Genomic DNA, 24,768 nt, shown 5'->3' with positions numbered 1-24,768 from the left:
GTAGCTAAATAACACTTAACACCTACTTAATTAATGCACATGAAAGTGAGTAAATTAACTGTAGTTATGCTTACTCACTTTTATAAAAACAGCTTACTTTTGCTGTAGTTTCTTCCACAATAGCGTGCTGATGTTTTCAATAAAAGCCGAGTCTTGTGCAGCCATAACATCGAGTATTGGTTTGTTCATTTGGGTTTTGTTTTGAGCGTATATCCAACGATTTTTATTAAAGCTTTGCGCAAACTCTAACACACCCGCTTGCAAGGCTTGCTCATCAGCAAAAATTGCTTCTACCACATTTTGTTGTAACAATTTTTGCGCATCAACACGCTCGCCAGTCATAGCTAAGCGGTTAAAAAATTGAGGATTAATCGCTTTATTAATAATCGGAAACATAGACGGTACAAACGGTACCAGTACATCAACTTCAGGAAAGCAGAAAAAGCCTTTGTCCGATTTCATAAACCGAAAATCACAGGCACATGCCAATACCGAGCCATTACCATAAGTGTGACCGTTTAGTGCAGCAATGATAGGCATAGGAAACGTCACTATGCGTTTAAATAACTGCCCTATCGAATTCATAAAATCAGCAATAACTGTAGGCGTGTTATCTGAAATTGCCATCCACTGTAAATCTATTCCCAATGACCAGCTTTTATCGCTGCTTGAGGTTAATACTACGGCGTTAATATCGCCATTGGCTTCTATGCTATCTAAGTGTTGATTAAGTTCAGCTATAAAACTAGGGTTATGGCGGTTTTCAGCGGTATTCATGGTAAGTATTGCCACGTTTTGCTCAGTGGTAATCTTTATTAATGCGGTCATTCGAGCCTCTTTGAGTGCATTTAGCTGCGCTTTTAGCACTTTTCGTTACTTTTATAGTTATGCACTGAATAGTAATACGTTGTATAAAATTTATAAAGTGCCTATTTTTGTAATCATCAAAGAAGCTATTTATAACCACCCCTTTTGCCGAGCGATACGCGCTGCATCTATCCTGTTTGTGGCATTGAGCTTTGCAATCGCATCAGATAAATAATTGCGCGTTGTCCCTTCACTTATATAGAGCTGCTTTGCTATTTCGCTGGTTTTTAAGCCATCACTTGCAAGCTTTAAGGCTTTACGCTCTTTATCTGTGAGTGGGTCGGCATCGTCTAGGGCATTAATGGCAAGTTCTGGGTCAATCACCTTTTGCCCTTGCATTACTTTTTTTAACGCGTTTATTAGCTCTTCGCTAGGTGCTTCTTTTAAAATAAAACCTTTAACACCCGCATTCAAAGAGCGCCTAATATAACCAGCACGTGAAAAAGTGGTCATAATTACCATATTAATTGCAGGATATTTAGCGGCTATTTGCTCACTAAGCTCAATGCCATTTATGCTTGGCATTTCTATATCCGTTAAAATGATATCTGGATGTAAGTCTTTACTAAGCGCGCTGATTTCATTTAACGCATCTCGCCCATTACATGCTTGACCAATTACCTCAATATTAAAGTCGAGGCTTAATAAAGCGGCAACTGCGTCGCGCACCAGCGCTTGATCTTCAACTAAATATACTTTGATCATTTTAAATCCTCAGCACTTAATGGCAGTACAACGTTTAAAGTAAATGTATCGCCACAGGTAAATTTTGCACTGCCGTTTAATTGCTCTGCTCGCTCTTTAATGCCATTTAAACCATTTCCCGCTTTTAATGTGGTGCATGGCGCGTTATCAATAACGGCAATAAGTAATTGCCGCTTTGTTTGTTCTATATTAATAGAACCGATTTTTGTGCTGCTATGGCGTAATAAATTAGTCACTGACTCTTTAATAATAAGACTCGCAATGCCCTCAACCTTGGCAGGTAACGTCGCTAAATTAACGTTAAATTTTATGTTAAAGCCTTGCTCTTTGAGTGTTTGTTTTAGCTGTGTTATTTGGCTGTTTAAGTTGAGCTGCTTTAAATCACTTACCGCGTTTCGTACATCACTCAGTAACTGTCTTGCAAGATCTGCTACTTGGGCTATTTCGTTATTAGCCTGCGCGTATCGTTCACCTTGATTTAGTTTATTCGCAAGTTCAGCTTTTAAAGCTATTGATGACAGTGAGTGACCTAAAATATCATGTAAATCTCGGGCTATGCGTTCACGCTCAGCAATGGCTGCTAGTTGCTCCAATTGCTTTGCGCTTTCTTGTTCGCGCTTTTTATGTTCGCGCTCTCTTTTTGCTGCAATTCCATAGCTAAATAAGGCGGCACATAATATTAATGCCACAGCCAAAAAGTACTGAAGCTTTCCTATATCGCTTAAATACGAACTTGTAAAAAGCGCGACTATAATGGCTAATGCGGCATAATACCGCTGCTTTTGGGTATAACTATACCCTGCCACATAAGCAACAAAACCATACAAAGTAGGTGTGCCAGAGGTAAAAAAAGTGGCGCTAAAACAAATGGCGAGCAAGGCTAAAAATAAGGGGGTAATTTTTGTGTTATTGCAGTTAATTGCTTTTATGTACAAAATAATAAAAGCAATATAAAAAGCTAAACATAGGCTCATTTGGCTTTTTGTAAATTGGTCAAAATTAATAATTAATGGCAATAAATAAAAGCCGGTAAAAATTAAATGGCCATACTTCCAAAACGTTTTATCCGTTTGTTGAGAAAAGCTACTTAGCGAACTCATACTAATACCTCTGGCCTATTGTTTTTGTTTATAGCACTATTTTTATTAATAAATATTAATAACATAAAAATGAATGCGAACATAAAACAATCTTCATAAGTCGCAGTTAAACTTAGTGTTTCTACAAAGTCGCTAATGCTTAAGCTTATTAAAATTAAGGAATTCATAACACCCTCCAATATAAGTAAAGTAACTATGCCATTAGATAAAATATATAAGAGTGTGAAGTGTCATTAACTTGGCTGACATTTGTCATGAAATAGAAAAATTCATCTTCTGAGTGTAAAAGCAATGCTAATATAGCCAAAAAAAGTGACAAGGAAATCTCGTGCAGTCCCAACAACAAAGCTTAATTTACTTACATATTGCCGTCCTTTTATTTGGCGGCACCGCCTTATTCGCAAAGCTAATTGGTTTGAATGCATTAGATATTACCGCTTATCGCGCGGCTATCGCTGGGGTGGCAATTTGTGTGCTACTGACTTTGCAAAAAAAACCAATTAAGCTGCATCACGCCAAAGATTATGTGATTGCCATTTTATTAGGCGTTGCCGTAGGTATCCACTGGGTAACCTACTTTGCAGGCATGCAATTGGCGGGAATTACCGTGGGCATGTTAGCTTTTTTTACCTATCCCGTGATCACGGTATTTTTAGAGCCTCTATTTAATAAAAGTAAGCCCAAAGCAAAAGATATAATAAGCGCTGTGGTGGTGATTATTGGTATTTATTTATTGATCCCTAACGTTAATTTAGGCGATGACATCACTTTAGGTGTTTTGACGGGGGTGGTATCAGCGTTGTTTTTTGCTCTTCGTAATATTACCCATAAACGCTACTTTAGCGAGTATGGTGGACCGCAAACCATGTTTTATCAAACGTTAGTGGCAAGCCTGATGCTATGTACATTTATTGAAGTACCCATAACACAAATTAATGATACTGATTTAATATTGTTGCTTATCGCCGGTGTGGTGTTTACTGCGATGCCGCATTCGTTATTTGCAGCGAGTTTAAAACATTTATCAGCAGCGACCGCTGGATTGATTTCTTGCTTACAGCCCCTTTATGGCACAATACTGGCTATAATTATTTTGCACGAACGCCCTTCAGTGATGACCCTGATTGGTGGCGCACTGATTGTTAGTGCTGCGTGCTTTGAAACTTGGTCAATCTCACGGAAAAAGCAGCCATGAAAATATTTGCTCATAGAGGCACAAGCACACACTTTCCTGAAAATACACATAGCGCCATTATGGCGGCGTTAAAAGCAAATGTAGATGGCATTGAGGTTGATGTACAAAGCGCACTTGATGACTACGTGATTATTCATGATACCTATCTAGATAGAACCACTAATGGTAAAGGTAAAGTGTGCGACCTAAGCGCTCAGCAAATTCAACAATTTGATGCGGGAAATGGTGAGCAAGTACCTACCCTACAACAACTAATTGACTGGAATAGCAACCAAACCTTACTTAATTTAGAGCTAAAACATACTTTTGAACTAGAAAAGTTTGCTGCGCAACTAGAAATGAATATTACTGCAAATAAGATATCAGCAGGCAATATTTTAGTTTCATCATTTAATCATCATCAACTACACTGGCTAAAGAACCGCTTGCCTTGGCTTAAAATTGGCGCACTTACTGCATCAATTCCATTGCAGTATGCGAAGTTTGCTGAAGACTTACAGGCCTTTAGCATTCATGTTGACAAAAACTTTATGAACAAGTCGTTTGTTGACGATGCCAAACTGCGCGGCTTACAGGTGTTTGCCTACACCGTAGATGAAGTTGAAGATATTAAACTGATGCTTGCCTGTGGTGTTGATGGCATTTTTACTAACGACCCTGAACGAACTAAGCATTTTTTGGCGCAATTAAATGAACTATAACTAATTATTTAATTGCTATTTATGCTATAAAAACAATAATTTAGTAGGTCACTATTTAATGAGTAGCTACATGCGTATTTATAACTTTTTAGAACAAACTCTATTTTTTACTTTAACCCGAAAAATAGTGGGTAATTTAAGCTTTGTATTTTTATTTCAAGCTATTACATTATTTTGGTTACACAGTAGCCTCTCTGAAAATCAACAAAGCACAGGGCTATTTTGGGCATTAACCCTGCTGATTGTTGCCGGTTTTATATTTACTATTTTTTATATGCGCTTTTTAATTGTGCGCCCGGTAAAAGCCATGCGCGATACGTTGATTAATATTAATCAACAAGATGCCAACTTAGCTGCCAAACTTCCTCATTTTACTTTTGATGAATTTAGAGATTTAAGTGAACAATATAATCAGTTTACTACGCATTTAAACAGCTTATTAAATACGACCTACAGCAGCGCTCAGGAAAGCGTGCAAAGTAATAGCCAAGTAACGCAATCAATGCAGCACACAGAGCAGCTAAGCGAACAGCAAATTAATTTAAGCCACACCATAATTAATGCCAGCAACCAAATTACCCAAAGCCTACAAGATATCGTAAGTAACACTGATAGCGTACATCAGGTAAATAATGAACATCTTAGTTTTGTTAAGCTCTCTGCGAGCGAACTGTCAAAACTGGTTGAACAGGTGAGACTTATTAATGAAATGCTGGGTAGTTTTTCTAAAACGATTGCAGGCTTAAAAGAGAATAGTGAAAACATTCGTAGCATTTTAAAAATGGTAGAAGAGTTTTCTGATCAAACTAATTTATTAGCGCTTAATGCGGCAATTGAAGCAGCGCGCGCCGGAGAGGCAGGGAGAGGTTTTGCCGTGGTTGCCGATGAAGTTCGCACCCTATCGGTTAAAGTAAGTGATGCAACCCGCCAAATTAGTGATTTTATTACCCAAATGAATGAGCTGGTTAATGAAACCAATAAAGAGTCTCAGCAGTTAATTAGTCACTCTAATAACGCACAAGCTGCAATCAACGATACCTCAGAAGGTTTTGGAAAAATGCTCAATGAATTTGAGCATAATCAGCAGCAATTACAGCAAATAGCTAACGCAGTTCATTTACTTGAAGATACACAAAATCAAACCCATGAATCGGTTGAACAAATTGTGGCGCTTGGCGAACAAGCAAAGCAACAAATAGACACCGCATTGCATGACTCTGAGCAATCACAAAAACTAAGTCAACAAACCCAACAACAGTTAAAGCGTTTTGTAGGCTAGGGCCTGACTAGTTTTACCCAAGCCGCGATTATGCTAAATTACGCGGCTTATAATATAACTGTGTGAAGCATGTGAGCGACGTCAATCTAAATTATGAACAGCTAGCCCAGCAAATAAAGCTATGGGGTCAAGAACTTGGCTTTAGTGAAGTGGGTATTACTGACATTGATTTAACTAAGCATGAAGCACAGCTGCAGCGATGGCTTGATGCGGGTTTTCATGGCTCAATGGATTATATGGCAGCCCATGGTATGAAGCGTGCTCGCCCTAATGAGCTAGTACCCGGAACACAGCGGGTTATTTCAGTTAAAATGAATTACCTCCCACCTGATTCTGGCTTTGCCAAAAACCTTAAAAATACCGAAAAAGCCTATATCAGTCGATATGCCCTTGGCCGTGACTATCATAAGTTGATGCGCAACCGAATCAAACAGTTAGGTAAAAAAATTGAACAATATGTGGGTGACTATAGCTTTAGGCCTTTTGTTGATTCAGCCCCTGTACTTGAACGTCAACTCGCTGAAAAAGCGGGATTAGGCTGGCGCGGAAAGCATTCTTTATTAATAAATAAAGAGGCGGGTTCTTGGTTCTTTTTAGGAGAGCTTTTTGTCGACTTACCTTTACCTATTGATAACGAAAACACTTTTGAGGGCTGCGGCAAATGCGTTGCCTGCATAACACTATGCCCCACTGGTGCTATTGTAGAACCTTATGTGGTTGATGCGCGTAAGTGCATTTCGTATTTAACTATAGAGCATCAAGGCGCTATTCCTGAGCAATACAGAACATTAATGGGAAATCGCATTTATGGCTGTGACGATTGCCAATTGGTATGCCCATGGAACCGCTACGGACAAATTACCGATGAGGCTGACTTTCATCCTCGTACACAATTAAAAAACAAAGATTTACTCGAGTTATTTGCTTGGGATGAAACTACCTTTTTAAAAAATACCGAGGGCAGTCCAATCCGCCGCATTGGCCATGAACGTTGGCTACGAAATATAGCCGTTGGATTAGGTAACGCAGATTTTAGCCCGGCAATTATTGCTGCACTCGAAGATAAACGCCAAACAGTCAGTGATCTGGTGGGTGAACATATAAATTGGGCACTCGCCCAGCAACACGATAAACAAAGGCAAAAGTTGCGTAAAACAGCACGGTTAATTCGTATAGTTGAAAAAGGCTTACCCAGAGACGCATAAGCCTTTTACCCTTTTAACCTCCTCTGCGATCTCTTAGCTCTCTTTGTGCATAATTTACTAATATATGATTTAACACAGAGAAGAAAATGAGGAGTAAATGAGAAGCCACAATTAAAGTACAGATTTTAGTTAATCTGTAGCGCACACCTTTCGTATTTAACCTTTAAAAGACGCGACATAAAGTCGCTGCTACAAGTAAATGTATCAATCGTAGCAAGGAATTTACCCCGCGCCTCGCAGCCCGTAGCCCGCACCTTTAACCTTTCAACAATAAAGCGAGATCTTGCTCTATCTCTGCGAACGCTTTTTTAACCTGATCAACAGATTCTTGACGTGCCACCGAATTTTGAATCGTTTCGTCGACTTTTTTGTAGATAAACACTTCCTGGTCTTCATCGAGTCCCATAGTTGGGATCCGCTCTTCTAACTCCTCTTGAAGTTGTTTAAATACTTTTTCGTTATTTATCCGGCTGTCGTTAAGCAATCCAATTAAACTATGAAACTTACTGTGAACAGTACTCGCCACTTTGTTTAATCGCTCTTGCTGCGAAACCAACATTTTCTTAGTAGTAATAGCCCGCAATTGCTGTTCGGTTACACTTACAATAAAACAAATATGATCACGTATACGCCCATGCTTCTGCTCATCTTGTTCTGGCATATTCAAAATCAATAAACTGACAAGCTCGTAATTAACCAAAATACGATGAGAAAACTCATGTAACCTACCTTTGTTTTTAAGCATTTCAAATAACTCAATCACAATCGGCGAACACACACCGTTTAAAGCAAAGTGCGATTTGGTGTCGTTACATCTAAATTCAATATTACTTTGTAGACCAAATGTCTGTAAGCACTCCACTAATGCCTTACCTAACTCTTCTACATCGTTGACAAAACCGATATTTTCAACATAGTTAACTATTTGACCCATTTCACTGCTATTTGCCATAGCATCAAAAGCGGTTGAGGTAGCTTCTTTTACTTGCTTTTCAAGCTGTTGTTTTTCTATTAATACTTGATTTAACTTATTCAGCTTTTGCTTAAGCTCATCGTGCCCAAACGGTTTTACAATATAGTCTTCAGCACCTACTGAATAACCTTCCATACGTTCCTCAACTGTCCCCCTTGCCGATACAAACATCACTATAATATCTTGTGTTTTAGGGTTCGCTTTGAGCTCTTTACATACTTCGTAACCATTCATTTTTGGCATGCTTACATCAAGTAAGATAACCTGCGGCATATACTCTTCAACCATGCTCAAGCATTCCGGGCCACTCGAAGCCAGCTTAAGTTCAAAATCTAATTCTTCTAGGATTTCTTCTATTATTTCGAGGTTAAATGGTTCATCGTCGACTGCAAGAATTTTAGTTAAAGCCATAATTTTTCGTCCATATAAATCGTGTTCATTAAAACAATTCGGTTATTAGCTACTATTTTTCACTAATTGCTCATCGGCTAAATATTCATCGAGGTTTATTTCCAAAGGAACCTGAATGCTAATGGTTGCCCCACCAAGTTCGTTATTACAGGCTTTTATAGTTCCTTGATGTAAAGAAACAAATTCACGGCACAGCGTAAGTCCTAATCCTGTCCCCCCTGCGCCACTATTTGTTTTGCTACTTTGCACAAATTTTTGAAAAACAGTTTCAAGCTCGTCTTCTGGTATACCTATTCCGCTGTCTATTACTTCAATATTTGCACAACCATTGTCTGTTTCCAATGCAACTTCGATAGTGCTATGTTCTTCGCTAAATTTTAATGCATTACTCAATACGTTTCTAAGTACCTGATTAATTTGCTCTTCATCGCATTGTGCTACAACTGGTGGGTTATCTGATTTAAATGCAATCTTAATATCTTTTTCTATGGCAATCCCAGCAACATCATCAATGCTTGTTTTAACAATAGTCGTTAAATCGCATGCTCGCGGGTTAAATGGGAATTTACCTACATCTAATTTCGACAAATCGAGTAGATTGTTAAGTAATGACAGTAGCCTTTGCCCACTTGATTCTATTCGGGTTAAATATTTTAAAAGTTTATCTTTACTAAAATCATCATCTTGAAGCTTACTGATACCAAAGCGTGAAAAACTTAGTATAGAATGCATAGGGGTTCTTAGCTCATGTGACATATTCGCCAAAAACTCTGATTTGCTTAAATTAGCTGCTTCAGCAATGTTTTTCGCATGCTCAAGTTGCGAAGTCCGCGCTCTGACCTGCTCTTCTAAAAGATCTTTGGCCTCAAGTAATAAATCTTCTTTTTGTTTTAAATGGGTTACGTTTTTAAAAATAACCGCTAATGCTATTTCACCATGATGATCAATTTCATTAAACGAGCCGACAAGTGGAATTTTACTGCCATCTTTATTGACTAGGTGTAAGTCGCAACTAAATTGCCGATTACTGTTTAAAGTCAATATTTTATCTTTTATTGCCTTTACTGAATCGTCATCTAAAAAGTGAAATAACGAGTGAGCAGTGAGCTTTTTAAACGGTAAATTAAACAGCTTTAAGCACGCGTCGTTAGCCTCTACTATTTTGCCTTTACGTTCAAAAAGTAAGATTGGATCGGGAGTATTTTTAAAAATTACTTGCAGCAAACTGTCTTTTTCAATAAGTACATCGACTGTATCTTGTAGTCTTTCAACTAGCTCTGCGTTATGACGTTTTAGCAATTCGGTTTGCCACAACTTATGTACTGCTTGTAATAACACATTGTCGTCGAGCGGCTTAATTAAAACGTCTTCAACACCTTGGCGAATTGCTTCAATCATAGAAACCTGAGCAGGACGCGAGGTTAATAATAAGCAGCGGCTATGCGGCTGTATCTGCTTAAGGCTGGTAAATATATCTAAGCCGAGCCCTTCTTTTAAACTAAAATCACTAATTAAAATATCAATCATTCTGAGTTTGGCAATATTAAGTGCCTCATCATGATTTGTAGCTGTGTATACCTCTATATGTGCACCCACTAAACTACTTTTTAGCATTTCTAAACGCTCACTAACATGATCAACCAACAAAATTGTAGGCAGTTTAAAAATATGATCAGGTCCTATTTCTAATAGATCTTCAATAAATGAAGTGATTTCTTTATTAGAAAAAAATGGATAAATAATAGTGGCATCTGGAACAAGCTCGTTTAATTTACCAAATGCATCAAGCAATTCACCACTTTCAGCCTTGGGAGCTAAAAGTAAAAATGATTGTCGGGTCGCTTGTTTTACCAACGAAGCAACCAGATTTGTTGGTGTCCCTTGTGAAAAGGCAAGCATATCGTACGCATCTATGTTGCTGCTTTGATCAAACATAGAATAATGAACTAATTCAACTTCACAACCAATTAGCTCAAGCAGTACTTTTAAGCGCATAGCAATCATGCTACTGCTATCAATAATAAGTATTTTTTGCGCCATTTATGTACACTTTTAAGAATTAATTAAACACCTTTTCAGCATAGTATAGAATTTTTGGTTTGGCATAATCGTCTACATAAATGTAATTTTTGCTTGCCTATGATTGTGGGATTACATTAAATGCTTACCAAAAATAGTCAGGCTGTACAGCTGGTTATCCATCCTTGCAACATTGGGCAACTCTCCCCATACTGCAAAATCAAAATGCTTAAATAATTTAATGCTTGGTTCGTTATGGCTAAAAATAAATCCGAGTAACACTTCAATATCGAGCTTTTTTGCTTGTTGTTGTGCAAATTGCATCAACTTTTTACCCAACCCTTTTCCTTGGGCTGCTGATGTAATGTAGATGCTTAGTTCAACGGTGCCATCGTAAGCTGGGCGCCCATAAAACGATTTATAACTAACCCAGGCTAATACTTGGTCATTTTCGCAGTAAACAAAAATAGGTCTTTGAGCTGTATGGCTATCAAACCAAGGTTGTTTGTCAGCAACGGTTACTTCTTCAGTATCGGCGGTTACCATTCGACTAGGGATAGTTTCATTATAAATGGCAACAATAGCAGTTAAATCATCAGGTTTAGCTAAACGTATAGTCATAGAAAATAAGTAAAATTGATCAATTTCGCCTATAGTAGCGTATGATAAGTTACATAAACACCCATCAAATCGCGTTCAAGGTAACCGCATGATAAGAAAATTAATATTCGGATTAACACTGGCTCTAGGCTGTGTATCTGTAACCACCAATGCAGCAGACACTAATAGCCCTTCAGCAAAGACAGATACCTGCGATGACTTCACAAATGTGTCACTGAGAAAGCTTCGTTCAACCGAAACGCTTAATCTATGTGAATTTAAAAATAAGCCACTGTTGATTGTTAACACTGCCAGCAATTGCGGCTTTACTTCTCAGTTTGAAGGGCTAGAAACGCTATACAAAAAATATAAAGAGCAAGGCTTGGTGGTGCTCGGTTTTCCATCTGACGATTTTTTTCAAGAAGAAAATGACGAAAAAGATACGGCTAAAGTCTGTTATGTAAATTACGGCGTTACCTTTCCCATGTTAGCCACCAGCGCAGTGCGTGGCAGCGATGCCAACCCTATTTTTAAGCACTTAAATGCAAAAACTAGTTCACCTAACTGGAATTTTTATAAATACGTGGTTTCGGCAGATCGTCAAACCGTGACTCGCTTTAACAGCCGCGTCAAACCCGATTCAGCAAAATTAGAAAGCGCCATCAAAAGTGCATTTTAATTTTGTGTTTTCAGTTTAACCTTACTAAGATGTTGCTTAGTAGATAAAAAACTAAACTTATAAATAGGAGATTTTATGGCAGTAGCAAGTGCAAGGCACATACTCGTAGACAGTGAAGCACAATGTTTAGACCTTAAAGATAAAATTGAGCAAGGTGAAGACTTTGCAGAGCTGGCTAAATTGCACTCTAATTGCCCTTCAGGTCAAGATGGTGGCGCATTAGGTGAGTTCGGACCTGGTATGATGGTTCCTGAGTTTGATAAGGTGGTTTTTTCAGCGCCACTTAACCAAGTACAAGGTCCTGTTCAAACACAGTTTGGTTACCACTTATTAGAAGTAACCAGCCGCTCAGAGTAAGCAAATCGATTTACTAATAAAGCCGCATTAGCGGCTTTTTATTTATGTGGAGTTGGCAAAAGCCCCAATATGCAATTACTTGGCTCTATTTCTTCCCCTTATGTTCGCCGTGTCAGAATTTGGGCACAACAAAATAACTGTGAGCTTGAGTTTATAAATCTCGACATTTTTTCAAGCGATGATCGTTCTTTAATGATGTCGCACAACCCGGCAGCTAAAATCCCTATCTTAATTGATGGCTCGCTTAACTTAAGCGACTCAAACAATATACTGCGTTACTTACTTGAAAAAACACAGCAGAACCCGTTAACTTGGCCGCAAGAGCATTTTTTAACTAGCATCAATGCCTGTAACGATTCATTGGTTGAATTATTGTTATGTCATCGTTCTGGGTTTGACACGCAAGCTGATAAACTATTTTTTAATCTGCAAAATGAGCGAATTGCGCAAACATTAGACTATTTAAATGATCATTTAAACGATGATGAATTTAAAAGCTGTGAATGCCTCAACATCAGTTTATACTGCTTGCTAGATTGGATCTGCTTTCGTGAACTCACTGATTTTAGCGCGCAATCGCAGTTAGTTAAGTTTTATGAAGCGTTTAGTCAGCGTCAAGCGGCTAAAAATACCAACCCTCGACTCAAATTTTAAAAGGTGAACACATGAGCGATATCGAAATTGAATCACAACTAGTTAGCTTTGTAGAAAAAGTACGTGTTAGTGAGCAGATCTGGGCACTGGGTGCACAAGATGGTGGCTTTGTTGTATGTGAATCAAATCAGTTTGATGACACCGATGTACTTTTACTGTGGGAATCAGAAGACGCAGCAAAAGAGCAATGTAAAGAAGAGTGGAAAGACTACAGCCCAGTAGAAATCAACCTAGATGAATTTTTAGATGATTGGGTTGAAGACCTTAAATCAGATGATGCATTGGTCGGTTTAAATTGGAATGACGATCAAGTGTGCGTAGAAATTGAACCAGTTGGTTTAGCTCGCGCTTTAAGTGAATAAGTTTTAACTGTTTATTTGCTGGCACACCCCCAATTAACAACAACGATTAGTTGGGGTATAAAATAATAAAAACTGTCAAGGTACTGCGTTGAAAACCCATCTTGGTCGTCGTCCATTCTCAGCTATGGAGTTACATACGCTCTATACCGGATATATTTATAGTGATACTCGGCTTGCCCGCGAACAAGCTAAGCACTGGCACTTTTGGCTGCCTTTAATTGCGTACTACAGTGGCGCTTATAGTGATGAAATTGGCCATTTAACCCTAGATGACTTGGTGGTTAAAAATAACATTCTCTGCTTTAGCTTTCATACTCATGGTAAAATTAAACCCCGTTTAATTCCTGTACATAACGCCCTTATTAAGGCCGGACTTAATGATTATTTAGCCTACGTAAAAGCGCAAAAACACACACGTTTACTGTTTGACCTCCCAGCAAAAACAGGACGCTACAGTGAAAAAGTACGCATTTGGTTTTCAGGCGAGGGCGAACGTGCGGGGTATTTGCAAAAATGTGCAATTCCTTCCGTGGATCAACTCGGAATGAAAACCGCGATTAGTAGTTTGCGGCTTAACTTTGAGCAGCAAATTCGTATTTATGCCCTGCAAGCAGGCTCTAAAGACTGCTTCAATTACTTAATGGGCTTTAATGATTACTCTGATGAGCATTTTGCCGATACCAAATTGCTTAATACCGTTTTACAACAAATTCGTGTTATCAATTCCTACACCCATTGGCAGCGGTTTTTAGCACGAGATAGCCACTGACAAACTTTGTTACTCTTTTCCTTATTGTTGTTCGCTTACTCTAGCAAAAAAAGCTGTTAGGATGGAGTGTACTCACTCTTCTAACAACAAAAATCTAGGGATAACTATGTTTTTTAAAAGCCTCTTAACCGTGAGCGTTGCGCTTGCGATAAATGCTGCTAACGCTAATGAATTCGTCATTGAAAAGCTCGCAAAGCCAAGTTCACAAAAAGTCGCTTTAACGCTCGACCCAAGTCAGGATACTTTTACAGGAATGACTGAAATCAGTTTGGAGGTGCTTAAACCAACACGCTATATTGAACTCAATGGTGTTGATTACGCAACCAAAATGGTTCAACTATTGGGTGAGCAAAACTGCGACTTAAACAGCGAAATGCTTAAAACCGGTAAAGTTAAATTTAGCTGCGAAGAGCAAATTCAGCCGGGTAAATACACTTTAAGAATTGATTTCTCAGCGCCATATAATCGCCAAAGTGTGGGGCTATATAAAACCCTAGATCAAGGCGTTCCTTATCTTTTCACCCAATTTGAAATGAGCGATGCCCGTCGAGCGTTTCCTGTATTTGACGAACCAAGCTATAAAATTCCATTTCAGTTAACTATTACCGCCCCCACGTCACAAAAAGTGTATTCAAATACACCTGAGTTAAAAACGACGGTGAATGGCGATATGACTACCCATTACTTTGATAAAACGCCACCAATTCCATCATACTTAGTAGCTATGGCTGTAGGCCCGTTTGAAGAACTAGAAATTAAGGGTATGCCAATTCCTGGCCGTGTGATTACTCCACAAGGTAAAATTCATTTAGCACAGTATGCAAAAGAGAATATGCCTAAAGTATTGGGCGCACTTGAAGAGTACTTTGGTATTCCTTACGTGTATAAAAAATTAGATTCAGTGGCTGTTCCAGAGTTTCCGTTTGGGGCAATGGAAAATTCAGGTTTAGTGACTTACCGCGAAGATATTCTTCTGGTTGATTTAGAAGCTGCAACGCGTAGTAAAAAGCAACGTAATGTCTCTATTATTGCCCATGAATTAGCTCACCAATGGTACGGTAACTTAGTGACTATGAAGTGGTGGAACGACTTATGGTTAAACGAAGCGTTTGCTAGCTGGATGGCAGCAAAAATTACTAAGCAACTTAACCCTGAGTTTGAATCACACCTAGATTTACCACAAAACAATGTAATGGCGTTAGATGCTCGCTTAAGCACTAAGCCAATTCGTAAACCAATTAAAACTGAAGCCGATATTATGGACGGTTTAGGCCTTGCATACAGCAAAGGCAGCTCAGTACTGGCGATGGTTGAAAATTGGATTGGTGAAGACGCATTTCAAGCTGGTATTCAAAATTACTTAAAAGAGTTCTCATATAAAAATGCCGAAGCCGCCGATTTATGGGAAGCACTCGGTAAGGCTTCAAATAAAGATGTGGCGAGTGTTTTAAAATCATTTATTGAACAATCATCATTTCCTTTAATCAAGGTTGATCAGCAAGGTAAAACTATCACCATTTCGCAAAGCCGTTTTGCTAATGCCGGTGTTGATGCTCCAGCCCAACTTTGGAATGTACCCGTTGCCATTAAGTACGGTAAAGGCGATAAAGTAAAAACTGCCAGTGTATTACTTAATAAACAAAACCAAACGCTAGAGTTAGATTTTGAGCCAGAGTGGATATATCCAGACCAAGGTGCGCTAGGTTACTACCGCTGGGTCATGGACGATGCGCAATTTAACGCACTAATTGATAATGCAGCGAGCGTATTAAACGACCGCGAGCGCCTTGCATTGTTATCAGCTACTGACGCCTTACTTGACGCAGGTATAATTTCTGCGGCTAAGCTGATGCAAACGCTTGAAGTATTTGCCAGTGATAGTCATCCACGCGTAGCTAACACTGCTTTAGGCTATTTAGCGTCTCAGCAGCGTACCTTTAAAGACGATAGCAATAAAGATTTATGGCCTACATTTATTCAAAATGCAGTCATGCCTGCCGCTAAAAAATATGGCCTAGAAGCAAAAATGGGGGAAGATGGCGCTGTTGCTCAACTGCGAGCTGCGGTGGTATCACGCTTAGGCTTTGATGGTGAAGATAAAAATGTGATCAATAAAGCTAAGCAGCAAACAGCCGCTTACTTAAAAGATCCGCAAAAAGTAGACCCTTATTTAGCGGGTACTTACTTACGTCTTGCGGCTTTTCATGGTGATAAAGCGCTGCTTGATCAGTTTATGGCAACCTTTAAAACCACTAAAGATCCACAAGTTCGTACCAATATGTTGGCAGCAATGGGTTATTTTGGTAAACCTGAACTCCAAAAAGCAGTGCTTGCATATAGCTTAACCGATGAAGTAACCGCTTCTGATATGCGTACTATTTTATCGGGGCAAAGTTACACCGATGAACGCCAAGCACTCTTTATTGATTGGATATATAGCAACTACGATAAAGTAACAGCAAGTTTGCCACCATTTTTTGTGCCTAACTTACCTTACTTTACTACTGCTAGCTGTGATGCTGAAAGTTTAGCGACAACGCAAACGTTCTTTGACGCTAAACTTGATGACGTACCTGGCTATGCGCGCACATTAAGTAAGCTTGCAGAAAGTACGAATGACTGTATTGCACTTAAAAACCGTGAACTCAAATCAGTAAATAGCTTTTTGAATAGTAAATAAACTAAAGGTTAAAGGTTAAAGGTTAAAGGCTAAAGGTTGAAGGTTGAAGATTTTATCTTGCACCTTTTGCCTTTAGCCCTGCACCATTCTATTAACCACCAATAATCATCGTTAGCTTAGCTATAAACTCTTTTGCCGCTTGTTCAGAGTTAATTTTAAAAGCGACACCATAATGAATAGGCTGTGCGCTTTTATAAATACGAGTGGGAAAACGGGTCATTTCACTACTATGAAAATAGCCTTGAGTACGCACAACCCCATCAATATCAGTAAAGTCATCACTAAACACTTCAAATGCAGGACGGATCACAATTTTACCTTTCCCCGTTTCGGCATGGGTGTAAAACGCTTCTTTAGAGTTTGCTAGCATATACTCAGCAATGTTTTTTATTTTAAAATTACTTCTACACTCTAGTTTTATCAGCTGCTCTGTTAACTCGTCTGCGCTAAATGCCACGTGACTTTCCTTTTTATTTAATAGTTAGGGTCAGACTAACTCATGCATGAGTGAAAGTCCGAAATTTATTATTTAGTGTTTATTTAACACTACATACAAACGCTAATTGCTGATTTTTATAACTCAACCGGCTAATTTCAGTATCGCAATATTGGCTTAAATCGAGCCATTGAGATATATCAGATCCAGCTGTTAATTTTCGTTGATAAATACGGTTTTTAACTGCGTAAGCAATAGTATTTTCATCTTTTAAGATGAAGTCTTGTACTTGGTTTGGCAGCCTAAGGATGTTGCTGACCTGCTTGGTTTGAGGGTCAAAACGGGCTAACTGGTGCTGGCCATTTTTACTATGACTAAATAAAAATTCACTTTGCGATTTATCGTAAATAAGTGTGCGACCAATGTTATTTGCAACAACTTCACCTTTAGCCGCAACAACCGAGGTATATTGTAATGTATGTGGCTCACCTAAAATAAACATCACTAAATCGTTGTTATTACCCCAAGCGTGGTAGCCCACAGGCTCAATCCAATCAAAAATACGACTTGGCGCCTGCTCTGTGCTCAGCGGATATTGCCATAACTTTTGTTTGCCATCTTCTTCAACCACGATAGCAGATAAACTATCACCACTCGGTGTTACTGTTGGCGAATACTCACTTACAGCTGTATTGGTGATCATGGAGGTTTGTTTTGATGATAAATCGTAAAGCGCAATATCAGTTTGGCTCTGATTATTACTGATTACCTCACGCGTATAATAAAGGCCCGTGTCGGTTAAATAGGGCTGATTGTTGTAGCTGGTTTTATCACTAACAATGCTTACGCGTATGCCATGCGGAGTATTTAAATCGGCAAGCAGTATTTGACTTTTAGGCATATTTGCCTGGGCAACGCCCAATGTTAAAGCATTAATTGTTATTAGCCCTAACAACGGTTTGATCAGTTTCATGCTTTCTCTCGTTTTAATTTTAAGCACCTCATGATAACGTTATTTACTGATGACGTCACTTGACCTAGCTTAGTAAGGTCTTTATAACTAACGGGTCATAAAAAAGAGAACAAACATGTCAGCTAAACACCCTATTATTGCAATCACCGGCTCATCTGGAGCAGGCACTACAACCACCACCAATGCCGTGAAGCATATTTTCCGCAGCCTCGATATCAATGCTGCATTTATTGAAGGTGATAGCTTTCATCGTTACACACGTCCTGAAATGGACAAAAAAATTCGAGAAGCCCAACAAGAAAGTAAACACATAAGTTATTTTGGCCGAGAAGCCAATGACTTTGGTGCATTAGAAGACTTATTTACCAAGTATGGTGAAACAGGCGAAGGTAAACTGCGCCGTTATTTACATACCTTTGATGAGGCCGTGCCTTATAACCAGTTACCTGGAACATTTACTCCTTGGCAAGAGCTTGAGCAAAATACAGATTTAATGTTTTACGAAGGCTTACATGGCGGCGTGGTCGACGAAGATCATGATGTTGCTAAGCATGTTGATTTACTCATAGGCATGGTGCCAATTATTAACCTTGAGTGGATCCAAAAGCTTATTCGCGATACCTCAGAACGCGGCCATTCTCGTGAAAAAGTAATGGACTCGATTGTACGCAGTATGGATGACTACATTAATCATATAACGCCGCAGTTTTCTCGTACTCATATTAACTTTCAGCGAGTACCCACCGTTGATACTTCCAACCCATTTAGCGCAAAAGATATCCCCTCCCTTGATGAAAGCTTTGTTGTTATTCGCTTTAGGGGCATTGATGACGTTGATTTCCCGTATTATTTACGCATGATTGAAGGGAGCTTTATGTCGCGGATCAATACGCTTGTAGTACCCGGTGGCAAAATGGGACTCGCTATGGAGCTAGTGCTTACGCCACTGATCAAAGATATTATTTTGAAAAAACGCGCCTTAGCAAAATTAGCCCCACCTGAAATTCCTATTTAAGTGTATCAATAATCTGTTAGAGACTTTTTGGTTTAGAAGATCTAACACATACAATGATCCTATGGAGCTGATCATTTCTTTTATCAAGTGATCGCAAATACATTCTGCTCTTTTTTGTTTAGTCTAACTCACGTACACTGCTGATTTTAAGTATGATGAGAGTAGTATGTCGCAAGTCATGAAAATTGTTGTCGGGTCTAAAAACCCAGTAAAAGTAAATGCCGCTAAACACATTTTTGCGATGTATTTCCCTGAGCATTTAATTGAATGTAGTGGCGTTCATGCACCTTCAGATGTACCCGATCAACCAATAGGCGAAGAACAAACGTGTTTGGGTGCACAGAATCGAGTTAACTACTGTAAAGCACAGCATCAAGCAGACTACTACATAGCGATGGAAGGCGGCGCAGCGCAATTTAGCTATGGTGCAGCAACCTTTGCCTATGTTGTTATTGATGACGGCGCACAGCAAGTTACAGGACGAAGCAGTAACTTACCTTTGCCTTCTGTTTTTTATAAAGCATTGCTGCAAGGTGAAGAGCTCGGAGATGTGATGGATAAGGCTTTTAATACCACCAATATTAAGCAGCAAGGGGGTGCTATTGGTTTATTAACTGATCATCATGCAACACGAGAAAGTACCTATACTCAAGCGCTGACTCTCGCCATGGCCCCTTTTCTTAATCCCACTTTATATAATCAATAACGGATGTTTTAATGAAGTATAACTACGTATTATTTGATGCCGACGAAACCTTATTTAGCTTTAATGCCTTTGCTGGCTTACAAAAAATGTTGGCTGCTTATGACATGGATTTTACCAAAGCAGATTATGACCATTACCAAAACACCAATAAGCCACTATGGATTGCCTATCAAAATAACGAAATTACCGCAAACCATCTGCAAGTAACTCGTTTTAGTGAGCTGGCAAATAAACTTGATGTACCAGCCCAGCAGCTCAATGATGATTTTTTATCGGCAATGGCTGAAATTTGCATGCCTTTACCCGGTGCGGTTGAATTATTAAACGCCCTTAAACCTCATGCCAATTTAGGTATTATCACTAATGGCTTTTCTCAGCTGCAAGCACGTCGTTTAGCGCATACTGGGCTGCAAGATATGTTTGATTGGCTGGTAATTTCTGAAAAAGTAGGTATTGCTAAACCTGCAAAAGAGATATTTGAGCACACCTTTAATTTAATGGGGAATCCACCTAAAGAACAAATTTTAATGGTAGGTGATACCGCCAGCAGTGATATTCTTGGTGGACGAAATGCAGGCATAGACACCTGCTGGTTACAGCACCCTGGGGTAATCTTACCTGAAGGTATTAAGCCAACGTACCAAGTCACTGAGTTAAAACAGTTACAAACTATTTTAGGTCTGTAATACCTGACTGGTTGTGGTTACAAACAGCCAAAAAAAATGACGCTAATAAGCGTCATTTTTTATAACTGTATGTAAGCGATTAACTGATTAGGCGTTTGCTAATTCAAGGCCGGGTGCAGGCATCGAAACAGGTGTTTCAAAGGTTGCCCACTCCCATGCTGACTCGGTTGCCATAATTTTGCGTAGTAACTTGTTATTTAAATCATGACCTGATTTAAATGCAGTTACTTTACCTAAAAGGTTATGACCTGTCATAAACATGTCACCTACACAGTCTAGTATCTTATGCTTGACGAACTCGTCTGGGTAACGCAGACCGTTTGGATTTAAAACTTTAAATTCATCAAGTACCACTGCACTATCCATGCTACCACCTAGTGCAAGGTTATTAGCATGCATGTATTCAATATCTTTCATAAAGCCAAAAGTACGCGCACGGCTAATTTCTTCAGTGAAGCTTTGTGCGGTAATATCTAAGCCAATGCGTTGGCGGCTTTCATTAATTGCAGGGTGATCAAAGGCAATTTCAAAGTCGATATGGAATCCGTCGTAAGGTTCTACTTCGGCCCATTTGTCGCCTTCTTCAATACGTACTTTTTCTTTAATACGAATGAAACGTTTTGCAACATTTTGCTCTTCAATGCCGCCTTTTTGTAATAAATAAATGAATGGCAATGCACTACCATCCATTATTGGAACTTCTGAGCTATCAAGTTCAACAATTAGATTGTCGATACCCATGGCCGCAACAGCTGCAATTAAATGCTCAGTAGTTGATAAGCGAACACCATCTTTGTTAATTAAACAGGTACACAATTGCGTATCACCAACGGCTTCAGGTGTTGTTTCAAAATCAACAACCGGATCAAGGTCGACACGACGAAATACAATCCCAGTATTTGCGCTCGCAGGTCGGAGAGTTATTGTGACCTTCTCACCTTTATGAAGTCCAATTCCTATGGCTTTGACTACTTGTGCAATCGTACGCTGTTTAATCATAGGTTCGCTCACTTTAAGTATATATTACAGTTAGACGGCGGAGTGTAACATAAATACGGTATAACTACAATATTTGTTCACATTTCGCACAAAAGTACTGTTTTTAATTAGTCTGCTTGTTTACGTAAAAAAGCAGGAATGTCGAAATAATCGCCACCCTCAGACTTATCTGTTTTATTAGCACTACTTGACGACGTATTCGTTGCTGAACTTGAAGAGCTAGTCGATGTGCTGCTTTGCTCTTTTGATTCAGTTTGCGATGTCGTTGCAGGCTCTTCAGTCGTGTTTGTGCCTTGGCTTGCAAAGCTAGGTACGTACATGCTGCTGCTTGTTTGTGTGCTTGAGCTAGTTACATCAGAGCCTGACGCTTTTTTGAAACCGTTATCTACAATACCAAACTGTGGACGACGATCGCCCCCTAAGCCGGTTGCAACCACGGTTACACGTAGCTCATCCGTCATTTCTGGGTCAATTACCGCGCCAACAACAACCGTTGCGTTTTCAGACGCTAGCGCCTTAACGTGATTACCCACAATTTCGAATTCTTCGATCGCGATATCCATACCCGCAGTAATGTTAACCAAAATGCCTTTAGCACCGGTTAAATCTACGTCTTCTAAAAGAGGGCTTGAAATAGCAGCTTCTGCTGCTTCTTGTGCACGATCAGGACCCGACGCAGATGCTGTACCCATCATCGCCGTGCCCATTGCAGACATAACTGTACGTACGTCGGCGAAATCCACGTTAATTAGACCCGAGCGAGTGATTAGCTCAGCAATACCTTGTACCGCACCGAACAATACGTCATTTGCTTTAGCAAATGCATCCAGTAAAGTTGTTCCTTTACCCAATACTTTTAGTAACTTGTTATTTGGAATAGTGATTAACGAGTCCACAATTTCAGATAATTCGCTAATACCTTGCTCTGCAGCAGCGGCACGCTTTTTACCTTCAAAATCAAACGGACGGGTTACCACAGCAACAGTTAAAATGCCCAGCTCTTTAGCAATTTTAGCCACGACTGGCGCAGCACCGGTACCTGTACCGCCGCCCATACCTGCCGCAATAAACACCATATCAGCGCCCTCAAGGCTAGCACGAATGGTTTCGGCGTCTTCTTCAGCCGATTCACGACCTACTTCAGGGTTAGCCCCCGCACCTAACCCAGAGGTTATTTGCGTGCCTAATTGTACTGTTACATCAGCGGCTGAATTACGTAATGCTTGCGCATCCGTATTGGCTGCGATAAAACGAACGCCTTCTATTTGTTGTTTTACCATGTGCTCAACTGCGTTACCGCCGCCACCGCCTACACCGATTACTTTTATTACAGCTTCTTCGCTGTGTTGTTCCATTATATCAAACATATTTACTCTCCGACTTGAGTACTAAAACTCGCCTTGAAACCATTTTGTGATGCGGTTCCACCAATTATTATTATCATCCGCTTTCGACTTTTGTGCATTCATCGACTGCATAGTACGCCCGTATTGTAACAAACCTACAGCGGTTGCGTACGATGGATCATCAACATAATCAGTTAAACCTACTACACCAATTGGTTTACCTATTCTTACTGGCATCTGAAAAATATCTTCAGCCACTTCCATTGCGCCAGTCATTTTAGCAGTTCCGCCAGTAATGACGAGACCTGCTGCAATTTGGTCTTCTAATCCTGAGCGACGAATTTCTTCCATCGCCAGTTCAAATAATTCTCTAAAACGTGGCTCAACCACTTCAGACAACGTATGCCTAGACATCAGTCTTGCTGGTCGCCCACCTACGCTTGGCACTTCAATCGTGTCTTCGCTGCTCGCCATTTGGCTACTTGCACAGGCATATTGTACTTTGAGTGACTCTGCATGTGATATAGGTGTGCGAAATATTTTTGCAATATCACCGGTTACTTGGTTGCCCGCCACCGGAATAACCGCAGAATGACGCAGTGCACCATTAATATAAATAGTGATATCCATAGTACCACCACCGATATCTAGCACCGCAACACCTAGCTCTTTTTCATCGTCCGTCAGTACGGAGTAACACGAGGCAAGTGCAGTGAATATAAGTTGGTCAACTTCAAGCCCACAACGTTCAACACATTTTTCTATATTTTTAGCCATGTCATTGGAGCAGGTAATAATGTGTGCGCGTGCTTCCATACGCACACCACTCATGCCGAGTGGGTTTTTAATCCCCTCTTGCATGTCAATGCTGTACTCTTGTGGCAAGGCATGCAACATTTTGCGTTCAGCTGAAATTGGTACTGAGCGAGCAATATGGATTACATTTTCAATGTCTTCATCGGTTACTTCAGTGTTATTAATAGCGACAACACCGCTTTCGTTCTGACATTGAATATGTTTGCCAGAAATACCCAAATAAACCGAGCTAATACGACAATCAGCCATCAATTCAGCTTCATCAATTGCGCGGCGAATAGACTCAGACACTAAATTTAAATCGTTAACGCCGCCTTTATCCATTCCATAAGATACTTGGCTCCCCACGCCAACAATGCTGAGCTTGTTATCTGTGGTGATTTCACCGACCGTGGCCACTACTTTCGAAGTGCCTACGTCTAATCCAATCACTAGGTTTCTTTCTGCTGACTTAGTCATGCCTTACTCTTTATTATAATTGCTGTTCTTGCATTGGCTTATAGCTCACTGCAAGGCCGGTATCGTAGCGTAAATCAATTGCATCTATCTGTGCATCAGCACGTTGTTCTATGCGTGAATAAACGTCTATAAAACGCTGTACACGCTTGGCTTTATCCTTGCGCCCTAAATTTAAACGCACGCCATTATCTAACCAAAGTTGCCACGAAAACCGCTCAGATAGCGCAAGGCTAGTGAGCGTTAGTGCATTTACTTTAAGCATTTCATCAAACTGTTTAAACGCTACCCATGCTTCTTTTTCACTGCCTTCTGGCCCATATAACTGGGGTAATGTGGCACTTAACTTATCACTTTTAGCCTCAAACGCATCGCCGCTTTGGTTAATCAATAAATCACTGTTCCAGTGAGCGACTGCTTGATGCTCTACCACGTAAACTTGGATAGTATCAGGCCATTGCTTTCTTACCGATACCGTTGCAACCCAAGGTAGTTCTTGCACTAAATGCTGAACATGCTTTACGTTTAACTCAAAAAAGCTACTTAAGTCCGCTTTTTTTATCGCGGTAGTTATTGCTTTTTCATCAGTGTATTTGGGACTCCCCAACACCGTTAGATGCTTAATTTGCGCATCTTTATTTGCAACTAACCAATGGGAAACCCCATTGGTTATTTCAATTAACCCAATCACCACAGCCAGAAAAAAGCTCACTCCAAAAATCAGCGACCAGTTAAGTTGCTGTTTTAGTTGCTGCGCTTTCTCTAAAAAGGGATGCATA

The 24,768-nt window shown here is 39.7% G+C and carries 25 protein-coding genes; 13 read left to right on the top strand and 12 right to left on the bottom strand.

Annotated elements, in window-relative coordinates; all coding sequences use genetic code 11:
* Positions 1 to 93: 93 nt before the first annotated feature.
* From FLM47_RS02635 to FLM47_RS02625, 3 genes are all read right to left on the bottom strand, one after another.
* On the bottom strand, positions 94 to 828 hold the full coding sequence (locus tag FLM47_RS02635; protein WP_178954992.1) for an enoyl-CoA hydratase/isomerase family protein: 735 nt from the start codon (positions 826 to 828) through the stop codon (positions 94 to 96).
* A 129-nt stretch (positions 829 to 957) separates the two neighbouring features.
* Positions 958 to 1,572: a DNA-binding response regulator gene (locus tag FLM47_RS02630; RefSeq protein WP_178954990.1), complete on the bottom strand. Its 615-nt coding sequence runs from the start codon at positions 1,570 to 1,572 to the stop codon at positions 958 to 960.
* Entirely contained in the window at positions 1,569 to 2,672 is a 1,104-nt protein-coding gene (locus FLM47_RS02625) for a sensor histidine kinase (RefSeq protein WP_178954988.1), read from the bottom strand. Before FLM47_RS02625 ends, FLM47_RS02630 begins: the two co-directional genes overlap by 4 nt.
* 328 nt (positions 2,673 to 3,000) lie before the next feature.
* Here FLM47_RS02625 and FLM47_RS02620 point away from each other — a divergent pair, with 328 nt between their 5' ends.
* From FLM47_RS02620 to queG, 4 genes are all read left to right on the top strand, one after another.
* The gene (locus FLM47_RS02620) at positions 3,001 to 3,867 is read left to right on the top strand and encodes a DMT family transporter (protein ID WP_178954986.1); all 867 of its coding nucleotides are present in this window, start codon (positions 3,001 to 3,003) and stop codon (positions 3,865 to 3,867) included.
* On the top strand, positions 3,864 to 4,568 hold the full coding sequence (locus tag FLM47_RS02615; protein WP_178954984.1) for a glycerophosphodiester phosphodiesterase family protein: 705 nt from the start codon (positions 3,864 to 3,866) through the stop codon (positions 4,566 to 4,568). Before FLM47_RS02620 ends, FLM47_RS02615 begins: the two co-directional genes overlap by 4 nt.
* Positions 4,569 to 4,626: 58 nt before the next feature.
* Positions 4,627 to 5,847, top strand: a complete 1,221-nt coding sequence (locus FLM47_RS02610; RefSeq protein ID WP_178954982.1) for a methyl-accepting chemotaxis protein — start codon at positions 4,627 to 4,629, stop codon at positions 5,845 to 5,847.
* 71 nt (positions 5,848 to 5,918) lie between these two features.
* Positions 5,919 to 7,052, top strand: coding sequence for a tRNA epoxyqueuosine(34) reductase QueG (gene queG / locus FLM47_RS02605; RefSeq protein ID WP_178954980.1), 1,134 nt, complete (start codon positions 5,919 to 5,921; stop codon positions 7,050 to 7,052).
* Between the two features lie 256 nt (positions 7,053 to 7,308).
* Here queG and FLM47_RS02600 read toward each other — a convergent pair whose 3' ends face one another.
* The 3 genes from FLM47_RS02600 to FLM47_RS02590 form a co-directional block, all read right to left on the bottom strand.
* On the bottom strand, positions 7,309 to 8,436 hold the full coding sequence (locus FLM47_RS02600; RefSeq protein WP_178954978.1) for a PleD family two-component system response regulator: 1,128 nt from the start codon (positions 8,434 to 8,436) through the stop codon (positions 7,309 to 7,311).
* A 45-nt stretch (positions 8,437 to 8,481) separates the two neighbouring features.
* Entirely contained in the window at positions 8,482 to 10,476 is a 1,995-nt protein-coding gene (locus tag FLM47_RS02595; protein ID WP_178954976.1) for an ATP-binding protein, read from the bottom strand.
* Between the two features lie 111 nt (positions 10,477 to 10,587).
* Positions 10,588 to 11,076 (bottom strand): GNAT family N-acetyltransferase, encoded by a 489-nt coding sequence (locus FLM47_RS02590; protein WP_178954974.1) that lies wholly within the window; start codon positions 11,074 to 11,076, stop codon positions 10,588 to 10,590.
* 88 nt (positions 11,077 to 11,164) lie between these two features.
* Here FLM47_RS02590 and FLM47_RS02585 point away from each other — a divergent pair, with 88 nt between their 5' ends.
* The 6 genes from FLM47_RS02585 to FLM47_RS02560 all read left to right on the top strand — a co-directional run bounded on the left by FLM47_RS02585 (position 11,165) and on the right by FLM47_RS02560 (position 16,556).
* Positions 11,165 to 11,734 (top strand): glutathione peroxidase, encoded by a 570-nt coding sequence (locus tag FLM47_RS02585; RefSeq protein ID WP_138608063.1) that lies wholly within the window; start codon positions 11,165 to 11,167, stop codon positions 11,732 to 11,734.
* A 75-nt stretch (positions 11,735 to 11,809) separates the two neighbouring features.
* Positions 11,810 to 12,091, top strand: a complete 282-nt coding sequence (locus FLM47_RS02580; protein WP_008114778.1) for a peptidylprolyl isomerase — start codon at positions 11,810 to 11,812, stop codon at positions 12,089 to 12,091.
* 69 nt (positions 12,092 to 12,160) lie between these two features.
* Complete coding sequence (locus tag FLM47_RS02575) at positions 12,161 to 12,745, top strand: glutathione S-transferase family protein (RefSeq protein ID WP_138608065.1); 585 nt, start codon at positions 12,161 to 12,163, stop codon at positions 12,743 to 12,745.
* A gap of 11 nt (positions 12,746 to 12,756) precedes the next feature.
* Positions 12,757 to 13,107 (top strand): DUF2750 domain-containing protein, encoded by a 351-nt coding sequence (locus FLM47_RS02570; RefSeq protein ID WP_008114782.1) that lies wholly within the window; start codon positions 12,757 to 12,759, stop codon positions 13,105 to 13,107.
* An 88-nt stretch (positions 13,108 to 13,195) separates the two neighbouring features.
* Positions 13,196 to 13,876, top strand: a complete 681-nt coding sequence (locus tag FLM47_RS02565) for a hypothetical protein (RefSeq protein WP_138608067.1) — start codon at positions 13,196 to 13,198, stop codon at positions 13,874 to 13,876.
* A 106-nt stretch (positions 13,877 to 13,982) separates the two neighbouring features.
* The gene (locus tag FLM47_RS02560) at positions 13,983 to 16,556 is read left to right on the top strand and encodes a M1 family metallopeptidase (RefSeq protein ID WP_178954972.1); all 2,574 of its coding nucleotides are present in this window, start codon (positions 13,983 to 13,985) and stop codon (positions 16,554 to 16,556) included.
* Between the two features lie 91 nt (positions 16,557 to 16,647).
* Here the strand turns inward: FLM47_RS02560 and FLM47_RS02555 are convergent, their stop codons facing one another.
* Together FLM47_RS02555 and FLM47_RS02550 are read right to left on the bottom strand one after the other, a co-directional pair.
* Complete coding sequence (locus FLM47_RS02555; RefSeq protein ID WP_008114788.1) at positions 16,648 to 17,013, bottom strand: hypothetical protein; 366 nt, start codon at positions 17,011 to 17,013, stop codon at positions 16,648 to 16,650.
* 79 nt (positions 17,014 to 17,092) lie between these two features.
* Positions 17,093 to 17,965 carry a hypothetical protein gene (locus tag FLM47_RS02550; RefSeq protein WP_178954970.1) on the bottom strand — a complete coding sequence of 291 codons (873 nt, stop codon included), beginning with the start codon at positions 17,963 to 17,965 and terminating at the stop codon, positions 17,093 to 17,095.
* Positions 17,966 to 18,080: 115 nt separating this feature from the next.
* On the opposite strand from FLM47_RS02550, the gene FLM47_RS02545 reads away from it, so the two are divergent.
* The 3 genes from FLM47_RS02545 to yjjG all read left to right on the top strand — a co-directional run bounded on the left by FLM47_RS02545 (position 18,081) and on the right by yjjG (position 20,372).
* Positions 18,081 to 18,980, top strand: coding sequence for a phosphoribulokinase (locus FLM47_RS02545; RefSeq protein WP_008114793.1), 900 nt, complete (start codon positions 18,081 to 18,083; stop codon positions 18,978 to 18,980).
* A 166-nt stretch (positions 18,981 to 19,146) separates the two neighbouring features.
* Positions 19,147 to 19,686, top strand: a complete 540-nt coding sequence (yjjX, locus tag FLM47_RS02540; RefSeq protein ID WP_178954969.1) for an inosine/xanthosine triphosphatase — start codon at positions 19,147 to 19,149, stop codon at positions 19,684 to 19,686.
* A gap of 11 nt (positions 19,687 to 19,697) precedes the next feature.
* Positions 19,698 to 20,372 carry a pyrimidine 5'-nucleotidase gene (yjjG, locus tag FLM47_RS02535; RefSeq protein ID WP_178954967.1) on the top strand — a complete coding sequence of 225 codons (675 nt, stop codon included), beginning with the start codon at positions 19,698 to 19,700 and terminating at the stop codon, positions 20,370 to 20,372.
* A gap of 87 nt (positions 20,373 to 20,459) precedes the next feature.
* Here yjjG and lpxC read toward each other — a convergent pair whose 3' ends face one another.
* From lpxC to FLM47_RS02515, 4 genes are all read right to left on the bottom strand, one after another.
* Positions 20,460 to 21,371 (bottom strand): UDP-3-O-acyl-N-acetylglucosamine deacetylase, encoded by a 912-nt coding sequence (gene lpxC, locus FLM47_RS02530; RefSeq protein ID WP_010390707.1) that lies wholly within the window; start codon positions 21,369 to 21,371, stop codon positions 20,460 to 20,462.
* A 107-nt stretch (positions 21,372 to 21,478) separates the two neighbouring features.
* Positions 21,479 to 22,738 carry a cell division protein FtsZ gene (ftsZ, locus tag FLM47_RS02525; protein WP_138608075.1) on the bottom strand — a complete coding sequence of 420 codons (1,260 nt, stop codon included), beginning with the start codon at positions 22,736 to 22,738 and terminating at the stop codon, positions 21,479 to 21,481.
* Between the two features lie 21 nt (positions 22,739 to 22,759).
* Positions 22,760 to 23,992, bottom strand: a complete 1,233-nt coding sequence (gene ftsA, locus FLM47_RS02520) for a cell division protein FtsA (protein WP_008110678.1) — start codon at positions 23,990 to 23,992, stop codon at positions 22,760 to 22,762.
* A gap of 13 nt (positions 23,993 to 24,005) precedes the next feature.
* Complete coding sequence (locus FLM47_RS02515; protein ID WP_008465294.1) at positions 24,006 to 24,767, bottom strand: cell division protein FtsQ/DivIB; 762 nt, start codon at positions 24,765 to 24,767, stop codon at positions 24,006 to 24,008.
* Position 24,768: the final 1 nt, after the last annotated feature.

The sequence above is a fragment of the Pseudoalteromonas sp. Scap06 genome (assembly GCF_013394165.1).
In the GTDB taxonomy this organism is placed as follows: domain Bacteria; phylum Pseudomonadota; class Gammaproteobacteria; order Enterobacterales; family Alteromonadaceae; genus Pseudoalteromonas.
The sequence above is the reverse complement of the archived record's forward strand: the minus strand, read 5'-3'. Positions and strand labels throughout refer to the sequence as shown.

What these genes read in the sequence shown, in the direction of transcription:
- FLM47_RS02635 (WP_178954992.1), bottom strand. Translation starts at nt 828, where the DNA reads ATGACCGCATTAATAAAGATTACCACTGAGCAAAACGTGGCAATACTT.
- FLM47_RS02630 (WP_178954990.1), bottom strand. Translation starts at nt 1,572, where the DNA reads ATGATCAAAGTATATTTAGTTGAAGATCAAGCGCTGGTGCGCGACGCA.
- FLM47_RS02625 (WP_178954988.1), bottom strand. Translation starts at nt 2,672, where the DNA reads ATGAGTTCGCTAAGTAGCTTTTCTCAACAAACGGATAAAACGTTTTGG.
- FLM47_RS02615 (WP_178954984.1), top strand. Translation starts at nt 3,864, where the DNA reads ATGAAAATATTTGCTCATAGAGGCACAAGCACACACTTTCCTGAAAAT.
- FLM47_RS02610 (WP_178954982.1), top strand. Translation starts at nt 4,627, where the DNA reads ATGAGTAGCTACATGCGTATTTATAACTTTTTAGAACAAACTCTATTT.
- FLM47_RS02600 (WP_178954978.1), bottom strand. Translation starts at nt 8,436, where the DNA reads ATGGCTTTAACTAAAATTCTTGCAGTCGACGATGAACCATTTAACCTC.
- FLM47_RS02595 (WP_178954976.1), bottom strand. Translation starts at nt 10,476, where the DNA reads ATGGCGCAAAAAATACTTATTATTGATAGCAGTAGCATGATTGCTATG.
- FLM47_RS02590 (WP_178954974.1), bottom strand. Translation starts at nt 11,076, where the DNA reads ATGACTATACGTTTAGCTAAACCTGATGATTTAACTGCTATTGTTGCC.
- FLM47_RS02585 (WP_138608063.1), top strand. Translation starts at nt 11,165, where the DNA reads ATGATAAGAAAATTAATATTCGGATTAACACTGGCTCTAGGCTGTGTA.
- FLM47_RS02580 (WP_008114778.1), top strand. Translation starts at nt 11,810, where the DNA reads ATGGCAGTAGCAAGTGCAAGGCACATACTCGTAGACAGTGAAGCACAA.
- FLM47_RS02575 (WP_138608065.1), top strand. Translation starts at nt 12,161, where the DNA reads ATGCAATTACTTGGCTCTATTTCTTCCCCTTATGTTCGCCGTGTCAGA.
- FLM47_RS02570 (WP_008114782.1), top strand. Translation starts at nt 12,757, where the DNA reads ATGAGCGATATCGAAATTGAATCACAACTAGTTAGCTTTGTAGAAAAA.
- FLM47_RS02560 (WP_178954972.1), top strand. Translation starts at nt 13,983, where the DNA reads ATGTTTTTTAAAAGCCTCTTAACCGTGAGCGTTGCGCTTGCGATAAAT.
- FLM47_RS02550 (WP_178954970.1), bottom strand. Translation starts at nt 17,965, where the DNA reads ATGAAACTGATCAAACCGTTGTTAGGGCTAATAACAATTAATGCTTTA.
- FLM47_RS02545 (WP_008114793.1), top strand. Translation starts at nt 18,081, where the DNA reads ATGTCAGCTAAACACCCTATTATTGCAATCACCGGCTCATCTGGAGCA.
- yjjX (WP_178954969.1), top strand. Translation starts at nt 19,147, where the DNA reads ATGTCGCAAGTCATGAAAATTGTTGTCGGGTCTAAAAACCCAGTAAAA.
- yjjG (WP_178954967.1), top strand. Translation starts at nt 19,698, where the DNA reads ATGAAGTATAACTACGTATTATTTGATGCCGACGAAACCTTATTTAGC.
- lpxC (WP_010390707.1), bottom strand. Translation starts at nt 21,371, where the DNA reads ATGATTAAACAGCGTACGATTGCACAAGTAGTCAAAGCCATAGGAATT.
- ftsZ (WP_138608075.1), bottom strand. Translation starts at nt 22,738, where the DNA reads ATGTTTGATATAATGGAACAACACAGCGAAGAAGCTGTAATAAAAGTA.
- ftsA (WP_008110678.1), bottom strand. Translation starts at nt 23,992, where the DNA reads ATGACTAAGTCAGCAGAAAGAAACCTAGTGATTGGATTAGACGTAGGC.
- FLM47_RS02515 (WP_008465294.1), bottom strand. Translation starts at nt 24,767, where the DNA reads ATGCATCCCTTTTTAGAGAAAGCGCAGCAACTAAAACAGCAACTTAAC.